Annotated in this window: 10 protein-coding genes; all 10 read right to left on the reverse strand. The window is 46.5% G+C overall.

Going from position 1 to position 11,964, the window contains the following annotated elements; translation table 11 throughout:
- Positions 1–79 precede the first annotated feature (79 nt).
- Positions 80–652 (reverse strand): PTS sugar transporter subunit IIC, encoded by a 573-nt coding sequence (locus BM613_RS01790; protein ID WP_109429438.1) that lies wholly within the window; start codon positions 650–652, stop codon positions 80–82.
- Positions 653–940: 288 nt separating this feature from the next.
- Positions 941–2,233: a protein kinase family protein gene (locus tag BM613_RS01795; RefSeq protein WP_109429439.1), complete on the reverse strand. Its 1,293-nt coding sequence runs from the start codon at positions 2,231–2,233 to the stop codon at positions 941–943.
- Positions 2,234–2,246: 13 nt separating this feature from the next.
- The gene (locus BM613_RS01800) at positions 2,247–3,188 is read right to left on the reverse strand and encodes a phosphotransferase (RefSeq protein ID WP_109429440.1); all 942 of its coding nucleotides are present in this window, start codon (positions 3,186–3,188) and stop codon (positions 2,247–2,249) included.
- Between the two features lie 39 nt (positions 3,189–3,227).
- Complete coding sequence (locus tag BM613_RS01805) at positions 3,228–5,390, reverse strand: LysM peptidoglycan-binding domain-containing protein (RefSeq protein WP_146192746.1); 2,163 nt, start codon at positions 5,388–5,390, stop codon at positions 3,228–3,230.
- A gap of 120 nt (positions 5,391–5,510) precedes the next feature.
- Positions 5,511–7,013, reverse strand: a complete 1,503-nt coding sequence (locus BM613_RS01810) for an MDR family MFS transporter (RefSeq protein WP_109429442.1) — start codon at positions 7,011–7,013, stop codon at positions 5,511–5,513.
- Between the two features lies 1 nt (position 7,014).
- Positions 7,015–8,346 carry a glutamate-1-semialdehyde 2,1-aminomutase gene (gene hemL, locus BM613_RS01815; protein ID WP_109429443.1) on the reverse strand — a complete coding sequence of 444 codons (1,332 nt, stop codon included), beginning with the start codon at positions 8,344–8,346 and terminating at the stop codon, positions 7,015–7,017.
- 24 nt (positions 8,347–8,370) lie between these two features.
- Complete coding sequence (gene hemB, locus BM613_RS01820; protein WP_109429444.1) at positions 8,371–9,351, reverse strand: porphobilinogen synthase; 981 nt, start codon at positions 9,349–9,351, stop codon at positions 8,371–8,373.
- 51 nt (positions 9,352–9,402) lie between these two features.
- A complete protein-coding gene (locus BM613_RS01825) occupies positions 9,403–10,164 on the reverse strand; it encodes a uroporphyrinogen-III synthase (RefSeq protein WP_109429445.1) in 762 nt (253 codons plus the stop codon).
- 6 nt (positions 10,165–10,170) lie between these two features.
- Positions 10,171–11,124 carry a hydroxymethylbilane synthase gene (hemC, locus tag BM613_RS01830; RefSeq protein WP_109429446.1) on the reverse strand — a complete coding sequence of 318 codons (954 nt, stop codon included), beginning with the start codon at positions 11,122–11,124 and terminating at the stop codon, positions 10,171–10,173.
- Positions 11,125–11,136: 12 nt separating this feature from the next.
- Positions 11,137–11,961, reverse strand: a complete 825-nt coding sequence (gene ccsA / locus BM613_RS01835; RefSeq protein WP_109429447.1) for a cytochrome c biogenesis protein CcsA — start codon at positions 11,959–11,961, stop codon at positions 11,137–11,139.
- Between the last annotated feature and the right edge of the window lie 3 nt (positions 11,962–11,964).

Raw genomic sequence — 11,964 nt, forward strand, 5'->3', positions numbered from 1 at the left:
TCAGGTTGATTGACTGTGAAATTCCGCGAACAATTTCCTTCATTATACATACCTTCAGATCACACTGTCAAACTGGCAGTCATCTCTTCTTTTTGCGATTATACCGATGTACTCGCGCAGGATGTGCGATTTCTTCCTTTTTAGGCGCACGCAATCGCGGACGCTTAGGAAATGATTCAAGCGTTTTTCCAGAAACTTCGTCCGCGCGTTTTGCCTCCAATTTTTGTCGCCGTTTTTCAGCCCAATCACTTAGCGCGACTGACATCCACGAAATTCCAATTGCCATGATCAAAAACTGCAAAAACGCCGTTCCAAACACTGTCCATTGGTTGGCAAACCGACTCGTGGCAAATATGAGTAACAAAAGCATCGCCACAAGACCAGCAACTGCTCCCGTGACACTCCCTTGCCAGATACGCGCAGTCTTTGTCCGAGGTACAACAAAATAAGGGGCCATCACCATAGGCAAACCAATCCCCATTGTAATGCTATTGACATCAGATCCTTTTTGCAGATACCCGATAGCTGCGCCAATAACCCCTACTACCGCTGCAGTATAAAGGATGATTTTAAAACGCCAGCCTTCAGGCGGAGGTGTTAACCCGCTATATTTTTGTGTTGTTGATGTTTTTTCTGTCACACGCTCACCCATTTCTATGCTACCTTTGCGCCTACAATATACCATGTCTTTGTGTCGCGCGAAAATGGCTACTTGTGAACTGCAGCAAAAAAAGCACCCGAACGAAGGCGTACGCATATGCTATGGTGAAATCTATTGAGAAATCGATAGCCAAAGATCGTCGATCCTACGAGTGGAGGAATTCTCATGCCTAATTTCTTTATGGCACTTGCCCGTTTTGCAAAGGTTATTTTACTTGGATGTATCTTTCTTACAATGATTCAAATGCTTTTTTTCCCATCTATTATCAATTTGATGATTTTAGCGGGTCTGATCCTTGTTTTGGTCACTTTCTTTCTTGGCGCCTCCTAAATTTCCAAACATCGAATGAATAGGTCGCCATAATCCGATTGGCCCGGTGTCTGCCGATTTCTCTTTTGTGCCAAATGCAGTCGTCTCAATTCCTCGTTTTTCATATAGTCGAAACTCTTTGGGGTGATCTTCATCGCGATGATCAAAATCCCCAGGCGCGATCGAATGGCTTGAGTATTTCTCGAAAAATTCACGAAGCGGCACAGGTGGAGGTTCAACCACTGCACCAAAGAGATGGCGATGCCATGCACTGCGCGCAACATTCATCTCACTTGCATCTTCAAACGCATCAATAAAATCTTCTATTTCCCAATCCCTGCGTTGTCCGTAATACCATTCAAGCACACGCAAGAGAGAGGCAGGAAAGCTCAGCAAAACTTCTAATAATTGCCATTCTTCCTCTCGAATCGGTCGAATCCGCTCATAAATTGCTAAAGCACGTTGACATAATGCAATTTCGAATGACTGTTGCGCCGCATAGCGCTGATAAAAATTTGCCAAATCAAGCATTTGCGAACCTCTATAGATATGGTCGTGATCAAGAACATATAACCCATCTTTGGCTTGCACTAAATTTTGACGCACGAAACTGCCATGACAGAGTTCTCCCCGCAAAAAAGCTTCTTGGAGAATGCGATCATAGGAAATTTGTTTTAGCTTCGCCAATGCAACGCCTACTTGACGATCTAAATCCTCCCTGATAGCAAGGTATCTTTGATCTAGTTCCGTTGACTCCTCACGCTGTAACGCATACTCACGATAAACTTCTAGTTTCGCTCGCTCTAAATTCCATTGGTAGGTTAAATCGACTCGACGTGGTTGATAGAGGATCTCATGGGACGTTTTTGCACTCGCATGCCACTCCGCGAGTGTAGAAATTGCCTGCAGAAAATCTTGCGGCACCTCTAAATCTGGCAGACTTCCAGAAACCTGCAGCATCGCATAATACAGTCCTGTTTCGTGAACAACATAAGGATCTCCATATTTCGTATGTAAAAAACGCCTTACGCGTGCCCCTCTAGCAAAAAGACCTTCCACAGCTTCATAAATAGCCTGCAAATGGTCACGATGAGAAACTGCAGCACGCTTGAGATACACCGTTTGACGATCGGTAACAAGACGCAGTGCCCCCCCAACAATTGCTGCCTTGCGTGGATAAAATTCATATTCACGTAATATTTCAACATCTATACCGTACTGTTCACAGACAGTTTTCACGTCGCTTGAAGCAGAATCTGGCATACAACATCTCTCCTTATGCCTTCCCGCTATCACCGGTTAGCGCTTGTAACAGGCGCTCTCGCCACACAGGCTCAAAGTGGTGTTCACTTGCTAGATAATGCTGAGCAATGCGGATTACATAAAAGGGAAAACTCGTAACACTCACAATTCGTTGTTGCCAATCTGCATCAGTGCTCCTGTGCTTCCCATACTCTAGAAGGACTCGTTCAATTTCTTTGGAAAAACCACGCACATATAATGAACGGCAAAATGACATTACGTCCATTTCCCAATCGCCCATCCCTATTTCATCAAAATCAATTGTTGCAAGCCGTCCCAAGTCTGTAAAAGCGACGCTTTGCGGTTCATAACGACCCAAGATCAGTTGCGGAGACAGTTGTGTTGCTCGCTCTAATAACCCCGCCGCCTTTGCATAGTGAAAGTTGCGGTGCGCCCGCTCGCGCACCGCCGACAAATTGGGTATCAACAGATGAGCAAAAGGAGTCAGAGGTTCACGGCGACAAGTTTCTTCTATCTGTGCAAGTACATTAAGCCCATGAATCATTACTTCGCTTACATGAGTATGTTTAGGTGCAGTGTGAGCTTCAGAAGTACAATCATGCAATGCTTCGTGTAATACAGACAAGTTGTATATTGCAGCAAGCGCATCTTTTGGCAACTCGATGTCTCGATCACGCAACTGATCTGAAACGGTGCAGATATATCCATCGAGACGAACTTCCGAATCACCGTAAATTGTGCGAATATGCCTTGGCACTCTTCTTACCCCGCGCTGTGCAAGCGCATCTAAAACCTGTCCGCGCAAAACGGCACGCGCAGAGTTATGATCGACACGCAGCAGCTTATGTCCATAAGTTGTAATTAGCAAGCAGGAATTGGGCGTTGTCCACTTCCAGTCATAAACACGCATTGGATAATGAGGAATCACCGCATGCAAAATGCTTTCATAGTCCAATGCCCAATCACCTCCCTATGCCAACAAAAGACCCTGTCACTACTGCACTCCTGGTATATATAGCAGCGCGCCAGCCAAAGACCCGTCGACAGCAATTGGATTTGCTCGCATCAAATCAGAAATACTCACTTGGTATAATGTAGCAATATCCTCCAAGGTCTCTGTTTCATGCACGATGCGAAACTTCATGGTAAATTTGGTATCTCCGGCAGGAATATTCATCGTCTTCCAAAACCATTCTGCAGCTGACATTTCAACTGTTTCTTCAGGTACAGCACTATAAGTCATTTGCATAGGCTGTTTTTCTGTGCTTGTCTCTACTTGTAAAACTTCTTGTACCTCCGCAGTTTCTTCTGGCAATGCTTGTTCAGTAGTCCCTAAATAAGAGATTTCTTCCTCAAGTTGTGCTGCTGGTTGTGCTGCTGGTTGTGCTGCTGGTTGTGCTGCTGGTTGTGCTGCTGGTTGTGCTGCTGGTTGCTGATACGATTCAGACCGCATCACTTCCATACTCACTTCTTTAGCAGAGAGTTCAACTTGTTGTGTGATTTCTTGCTCAGCAGTAACTTGCTGCACGAGTTCAGTCAAAGAGGTATCCCGAATCAGAAGATGCTCGTTCTCACTCTCAGTTGGCAGAGTATCACTAGATTTAGTTGTACTCTCAAAACCTTGCCGAACTCCCGTTTTAAACGGACTCATCGCTTGGGGAATCGAAGCTTGTGCTCCCGATATTTCATTCTCAGAATCATCAGTAGATGAGGTGTGCCGAAGGCCAGGAGCAACATTGGGACTTGACATGGGATTCTCCGATTCTGATGTCACTTGAGATTGTAGAGGTGCAGCCCCTGTCTTAAATGGATTCATCGCTTCGGCAACTGAATGCTCTGGTAATTCACTTGTTGTTTGACGTAAAGGTGAAAAATTCGGCCACTCACGCACTTTTTCCTGTACATCTGCTTTCCAGAGCTCACTAGGTGCTGATTGTGCAAGCGGCGCACTTTTCCCAGATACAGCGCTAGGATTCAAATCATCAAGGGTCAGTAAAGGAGGCATCTTTGAACTCTGCTCTGTTTGCTCAGGCTCATCTTCTATCATTGTTGATTCAAGTGGCCTTGCAGTTTTTTCTTCAACTGATTCTACACGTGCAAAATCTACCGCCGCAGCATGCATATCTGGATCATCTTCACGGCTATCCTGTTCAAGATGTTCAAAATGAAAGCGTAAAGTAGCAGAAGAATCAGCGGGAGTCTCTTCTTGGAAAATAAGTGGATCTTCCTTTGGAGACGTCTGTGCTTCGTCTGACACCGGGCTCGTCTGAGACGAAGAGGTTTCTTGCGCTTGTGGTACCGGAGGCGAAGTAAAAGGCTTACTCGTTTCCAGCTTCTTCACTTCTTCATCTGGTGTAGAAAATCCATGGAGTGCGCGATCGGCTCCCTTTAGATCCATTTTCCATTTTTCCACAGAAGATCCTAGTAGTGCGTGAAAACTATCGGTTTGAGAACTCTCTGCTGCTTTCTCCTTGCGCATTGCAAGCTCTCCATGTGACTGCATATCTTTTACCGAAGATTGGTCAACCTCAAAAGGTTTTAACCATTCACTAAATGAAAAACTACTTTCCTGGGATTGTTTTTGTCCCGTAGGTGGAACAAATGGCGTTTCCAGAGAACTTGGCCGAAAAGATTCGACACGTTTTTCGCTTTGCGTCACGGCAGAAGGGGGTTGTTCTTGCTCCACATCACCCGACTGCACAAATGATGCTGGTGCCATTGCTTCTTGAGCACCACAATGAGCTGTATATCCACCCGTTGGGGACAGACCCTCAATCACTAAAAATGCTTGAATATTAGTCCAACCCGGCCCCAAAATGGTCATCATCGCATCTGGAACCTGTACTTCGATATTGAGTAAGCCCTTCGGTTGAAACTTTACAGGAACTTTTAAATCAAACGGCATACGATGCTGGATGTTTTGTACCAGCTCAAAGTCTTCATCTGCATGTGTAGAAGTCACTTCTGTGTCATTTGCGAGGTAGGCGGTAAATAGTATATTTCCCTCAAGAAATAATTCATCTCCGCGATAATCAAAGGTTGTCACTTCCGTATGTGCTGAAAGTTCCGCTACTTGCTCATTGCCATGAACGGAATCCACAAAAACTTGTTGATCAATAAATAATTCAATGGAGTGTCGGTCTTCTTGCTCAGTCAAAACAATCCCCCCTGCTACCGCCATATGCCTCTCCCAAACCATACGTCACAAAACGTCGAGTTATGCCTGATGGTCACTTAGAAAGAGCGGACAAAGACAGATCGAGAAATTCCAGGGGGATTAATCAGAGGATTCTTGTTTTGCAACTATGAGACTTGGCGAGACAAAAAACGTGAGTAACACGCCAATTGCAGCCGACCAACAGACAAACCAAAATGCATGGTCGATCCCTGCCGCTAGGGCATCCGTCAAAAAGTGCAGTTGAGATGGCGCTAACTGGGCACGTCGCGCTGGATCAAGCAGCACATTTGTAACATCGAGTGTTGCTCCGCGCAAAAAATGCGTCGAGGGATACAAATCTAAGTGTTGCGCGATCACCCCGTCCATTACACTGCCTAAAATGGCAACCCATAGTGAGCTTCCTAGTGTCCGTGCAAACATGTTCACACCAGTAGAAACACCCCGTTGCTCATAGGAAACGACTGTTTGTACCAGTAATAGCGAAGTCGTTGAGGATAACCCCAGACCAAAACCAAAGAGCGTAGTTCCAAGAGCAATCCACCACGGACTCGACGTCGCTGTAAGTAAGAAAGGATAGACCAGTGTGGCAAAGAAAGTGAGAATTAATCCCAGAATAAAAGTAAAACGATACCCGCGAGCCAAAATCAACCTCCCAGACAAACTTGCCGCAATCGGCCAGCCAATCGACAAGGTGGCAATCGTAAGACCTGCAACAACCGCACTTGTACCAAGCACTCCCTGAACAAAAGTGGGGGTAAAAGAAGAGAGACCATACGTGATTCCACCGATGATCAGTGCGATTGCATTGGCAAGCGCAATATTTCGCGCGCGCAGCAATTGCAGCGGTAAAATTGGTTCTGCAGCAACTCTTTGACGCAAAATGAACAAGAAAGTAAAAATACCAGAGAACAAAAAGACGGCGATGCTTTGCCAAGAGGTCCATGCCCATACCACTCCGCCTTGTACCAAAGCCAAAATAAGCGCTGATGTGCCAAGGACAAGTAGAATGGATCCGAGAAAATCAAGAACATGACGTTTTTGCGTAAGCTGTTCCTTGTGAAAGAAAAAGATTCCAAACCAAGCCACAAGTCCAATCGGGACATTAATCCAAAAAATCCACGGCCATCCAATCGTTTGTACAATGAATCCACCCAACATCGGACCGCCAATTGAGGCGAGAGCCCATACGCTACTAATATACCCTTGGACGCGGGCGCGTTCGCGCAAGGGGTAGATATCTCCAACAATCGTCGTTGCAATCGGTTGAATTGCTCCAGCACCCACCCCTTGCACAGCCCTAGAAAGAATTAATTGCAACATAGAATGAGAGAGACCGCAAAATAAACTGCCAAATAAAAAAATAAAAATCCCTATCGTAAAGACGCGCTTTCTGCCCCACACATCAGCGAGCCGACCGTAGATGGGAATTGTGGCAACTTGCGCAAGCAAAAACAGGGAGAAAACCCATGCAAATAAAGAGAATCCTCCCAAATCACCGATAATCGTCGGCATAGCCGTTGCGACGATCGTTCCTTCCATCGCCGCTAAAAACATCGACACAAGTAGACCAGCAAGCACGATCCGACGTCTTTGTACTTCCATCCTAGCGCATCCTCCGACGCAATTCTTGCATCACATCATCCATTGCTTCAAGCGTCTCATCCACTTGTAAATCCGTATGCGCAAGCGAGACAAATCCAGCTTCCAATTGAGAAGGGGCAAAATAGATACCCCGCGACAACATTTCATGAAAATAGGCGCTATATAGCTGCACATTCGCCTGCTTAGCCGATTCGTAATCCACAATAGGTTCTGCAGCAAAGAAATTGCCAAACATTGCACCAATCGCATGTGCCTGCACAGAAAATCCCGCTCGCATTCCTGCTTCGACAAACCCTGTGGACACGCGCTTAGCCACAGCTTCAAGCCGTTCGTAAGTGCCTTCTGTCTGCAGTAACTTTAGAGTTGCTAAACCCGCCGCCATCGCAAGAGGATTCCCAGAGAGGGTTCCTGCTTGATAAATGGGCCCGTCCGGGGCGACAAGTTCCATGATCTCTCGCTTCCCGCCATATGCACCAACAGGCATGCCACCACCTATGACTTTGCCTAACGTCGTAAGATCAGGATCAATTCCAAAACGCTCCTGTGCTCCTCCATAACTGACGCGAAACCCTGTCATGACTTCATCGAAAATCAACACCGTTTCATACGCGCGCGTAAGCTCCCGCACAGCCTGCAAAAATCCTCCTTGCGGAAGGACCAACCCCATATTCCCAGCAACTGGTTCAATTATGACGGCGGCAATTTCTTCTCCATATTGCTCAAATACCATACGCAAATGATCGATGTCATTATAGGGGACTGTTAATGTCAACTCCGCCATGGCGCTAGGCACACCAGGTGAATCGGGCAAACCAAATGTAGCCACACCTGATCCAGCCCGAATCAGGAAACTATCAGCATGTCCATGGTAGCATCCTGTGAATTTGACAACTCGCGAACGACCAGTATACCCACGAGCTAAGCGCAATGCACTCATTGTCGCTTCTGTGCCTGAGTTGACCATCCGCACCAATTCCATCGACGGATAGGCCCGTTTAATTTCCTCTGCTAGTTCTGTTTCGATTTCAGTAGGAGCACCGAAACTCGTCCCTCGTTGTGCCTGTTTTGTCACTGCTTCTACGACTAGTGGATGAGCATGGCCCGCGATTAAAGGCCCCCAAGAAAGCAGATAATCAATATACCTGCGCCCGTCAATATCGTATAAATAAGCCCCGTTACCGCGTGCAATAAAAGGCGGAGTCCCACCTACCGCGCGAAAAGCGCGCACAGGACTATTTACCCCCCCAGGCATCGCTTCTTTTGCGCGTGCAAATGCAGCGGCAGACTTCTCCCCCACTTGTTCGTTGGATACGTTTTGAAATGACTCACTCATGTTTTCAACACCTCCACACCGCCGTTAAGATCCACTTTCACGCAGATAGCGTGCAACATCTTTTGCAAAGTAACTGATTAAGATCTCTGCACCAGCTCGTTTCAGTCCTGTCATCATTTCCATAACTACCGAGCGCTCATCAATCCATCCCTGCATTGCAGCTGCCTTTACCATCGCGTATTCACCACTGACATTATACGCGGCAAGTGGCAGGTCAAACGATTCTTTCACTGCCCGAATGACATCCATATAGGCAAGAGCTGGTTTCACCATCAAAATGTCTGCACCTTCAGCGACATCCGAACGTGCTTCACGAATGGCTTCGCGAAGATTAGCCGGATCCATTTGATAACTGCGACGATCGCCAAACGCTGGAGCAGAATGTGCCGCTTCGCGAAATGGTCCATAAAAAGCAGACGCATACTTTACGGAATACGCCATGATTGGGGTTTGAACGAATCCTGCCTCATCGAGTTTTGCTCGAATGGCTGCCACCCGTCCATCCATCATATCAGAAGGAGCCACTAAATCTGCACCTGCTATAACATGTGACAAAGCAGTTTGCGCCAGCAATTCCAGAGATTCATCATTTACAATTTGATCGCCATGTACGATGCCACAGTGACCAGCAGGATTATATTGACACAGACAAACATCAGTTGCTACCAATAACTTCGGGTTCTCCTGTTTTACAACTCGAATCGCTTGTTGTACAATCCCTTCTTCAGCATAGGCTTCAGAACTCAGGTCATCCTTGATTGCTGGAATCCCAAAAATCATCAGAGAGGGAATGCCAAGCTCACTTAGTGTTTCAACTTCACGTTTTAGCTCTTCTAAGCTTAAATGATCAACCCCAGGCATCGATAAGACGGGGTGCCGCCCCTCATCGTGCGTAACAAATAATGGATACATAAAATCTGAAATGTGGACCTGCGTTTCACGAACCATCTCGCGCAAAATAGGATGGTTGCGCAATCTGCGGTGCCGTTCAAATTGTAAATTCATCGTTTAATCCCCCCAACTTTTCTCGGTGGCAAACCTAACACCCTCACCCTACTAAAAATCAGGCGCTAGTGCAAAATAATTTGCTAATGCGTGGACCAAATGAAACGCTGTCGCTTCTTGCGCCACCACGTGACATGGCAATTGACACTCTACAAGAATTTGCTGTGTTTTTGGACCAATTGCCGCCACAACCACGCGCCCGATCTGATCATCCGAATTTTTCGCGGCAGCAAAAACGCGCGCAGCAGAACCACTTAAAAATGTGACTGCGTCAATGTCCCCATTTTTTATATCGTCCCATAGTTTGCGCGCCTCTGTTCCCGGCACTGTTTCATACCCTATTAGTTCCAAGACGTCGCAGCCAAGTTCGACAAGCGCTGAACTTAATAAAGGATCTGCCAAATTCCCTCGAACCAGTAACACGCGCTGACCTTGAGCCCCGTTTTTTCGCAGTAGATCAACTATGTACTCCGCTGCATAGCGCTCAGGCAGTCCTATCACGTGAATTCCTGCGCGCATCGCAGCTTCTGCTGTCTTTTCTCCGACGCACAGCGCCTTTGGAAAGGATTGCACAGACACGTCTTCACCCCGCGCATGCACATAAGCGCGAACCCCATTGACACTTGTGAAGATAACCAAGTCCACATCTCGCTGTACAGCTTGTTGGAAATACGGATCATCTGTGAGCAAGCGAATCTCTAACAAAGGATAACATTTTGGCTCAGCTCCAAAATTCGCAATCGCGCGCATCATCTCTTGCGATTGCAAAAGAGGCCTTGTAATTGCCACACGTTTACCTACAAATGTCCCCATTGCCCGTTACCTAGTTCCAATTTGCAGATCACGCAAAATTTGTGCACCGCCCGCTTGAAGCAAATGTTCCCCTAAGAGTTCACCGATTTCTTGTGGATTTTCTCCTCTCTGTACTCCGCGAAACATTTCGCTTCCATCTGGTGCTCCAATCATGCCTTCCAAGCGAATCGTTGCTTCATTTTCAATGGTCGCATGTGCACCAATCGGAACTTGACAACTCCCCCCGACCGCCTGTAAAAAGGCGCGTTCAGCCAAAACTTGACGAGCAGTGAACGGATCGTGCACGGCCTGTAGCAGTTGGAGTACTTCTTGGTCATCTGCACGGCACTCCAATGCTAATGCACCTTGCCCAACAGCAGGCAAAAAATCATGAAGCGGAAGCGCATATCCAACAAGTGTATGTCCATGGTAGGATATATTGCCTTCGCCATCCCACCACCCCATTCGACTAAGCCCAGCTGCCGCAAGCACAATTGCATCCAATTCGCCAAGCCGCCCCAATCTTGTGTCAATATTGCCCCGCAAAATCTCGATTTGTACATCTTCACGCAAACTTCGCAATTGCGCACTACGGCGTAAAGAGCTCGTTCCTATACGTGCGTTTTGCGGCAGCGAGCGAATCGTCTGCCCATGTTTTGTAACCAGCACGTCGCGCTCATCTTCACGTTTTGGAATAGCGCCAAGCGTCAATCCAGGAGCCACTTGTGCAGGCACATCTTTTAAACTGTGCACAGCAAAATCAATTTCTCCTGTTAATAAAGCGGCTTCAATCTCTGAAATAAAAAGTCCCTTCCCACCCACTTCAGATAAAGCGACATCGAGGATGCGATCACCTTTTGTCACGATCTCCTTAACCTCAATTTGCAAGTCACTAAATTGTTCGCGAAGCGCTTGTACCACATGCCCTGTCTGAGTTTTTGCCAATAAGCTGCGCCTAGTCCCTACTATCAATGAACGCATTTTACTTCCTCCTCACCACCGATGGAAATCTGACGCCAGTTCGCCAACAAATAAAAAATTAACCAGGACCGCAAAAAAACACGCGAGATTCAGCCAAGCTGCGCGACGGCCAGTCATCCAACCAGAACTCCGCGCATACGCATAAAACCCATAAAGCAGTGACAACCCAATTGCACCTAACGGCTTTGGATCAAGCAACACGAATTTACCACTTAGCAAAAAGTACCACAAGATCCCTAAGATCAATCCTAATAGCATCAGCGGAAGCGCGATGACTGCAGAGCGCAATGCATACAGATCTAATCGTTCAAGCGGCGGAAGCCTACGAAAAGAACCGCTTTGAAAGCGCTTAAAACGCAAGGCAGAATCCTCTAAAAGATACAACAAACTAAAGATGACAGATAAAGTAAAAGCAATATAACTTACCAGCGCAACCCCGATGTGCAAGAGCAGGAGATCGCGCTGTCCATACGTAGCCTCTAGCGATTGACCATGAACAAACGCATCAAATACTACAAAAATAAAGCCGAGAATGTTCATAAACAATGTAAAATAATCGATTCGCGAAAAATAATTAATAAATATCGAAACCCCAATAAGGAGCCACGCAAAAAAAATAATCACTTGCCCTGAAGAAAAAAACGGCAAGAGGTGATCCAAAGAAATTCGTATTCCCATAATCATTGTAACAAAAGCAAAAACAACAGAAAGCATCGCTAGACCCATTCGACTAGCGATGCGATTATCTCGTAAAAAATCGGCATAAAACAAGCCTATACTCACGCCATACAGCGCGATAAGAAGGGTATACGCGGCGGGTGAATTGAAAAATGACATTTC

This window comes from Sulfoacidibacillus thermotolerans (genome assembly GCF_003144315.1).
Lineage (GTDB): Bacteria > Bacillota > Bacilli > Alicyclobacillales > SLC66 > Sulfoacidibacillus > Sulfoacidibacillus thermotolerans.

Excerpts from the sequence above, each read along its gene's own strand:
- ccsA (WP_109429447.1), bottom strand. The coding sequence starts at position 11,961 with ATGTCATTTTTCAATTCACCCGCCGCGTATACCCTTCTTATCGCGCTG.
- BM613_RS01825 (WP_109429445.1), bottom strand. The coding sequence starts at position 10,164 with ATGGGGACATTTGTAGGTAAACGTGTGGCAATTACAAGGCCTCTTTTG.
- hemL (WP_109429443.1), bottom strand. The coding sequence starts at position 8,346 with ATGAGTGAGTCATTTCAAAACGTATCCAACGAACAAGTGGGGGAGAAG.
- hemC (WP_109429446.1), bottom strand. The coding sequence starts at position 11,124 with ATGCGTTCATTGATAGTAGGGACTAGGCGCAGCTTATTGGCAAAAACT.
- BM613_RS01790 (WP_109429438.1), bottom strand. The coding sequence starts at position 652 with ATGGGTGAGCGTGTGACAGAAAAAACATCAACAACACAAAAATATAGC.
- BM613_RS01795 (WP_109429439.1), bottom strand. The coding sequence starts at position 2,233 with ATGCCAGATTCTGCTTCAAGCGACGTGAAAACTGTCTGTGAACAGTAC.
- BM613_RS01810 (WP_109429442.1), bottom strand. The coding sequence starts at position 7,013 with ATGGAAGTACAAAGACGTCGGATCGTGCTTGCTGGTCTACTTGTGTCG.
- hemB (WP_109429444.1), bottom strand. The coding sequence starts at position 9,351 with ATGAATTTACAATTTGAACGGCACCGCAGATTGCGCAACCATCCTATT.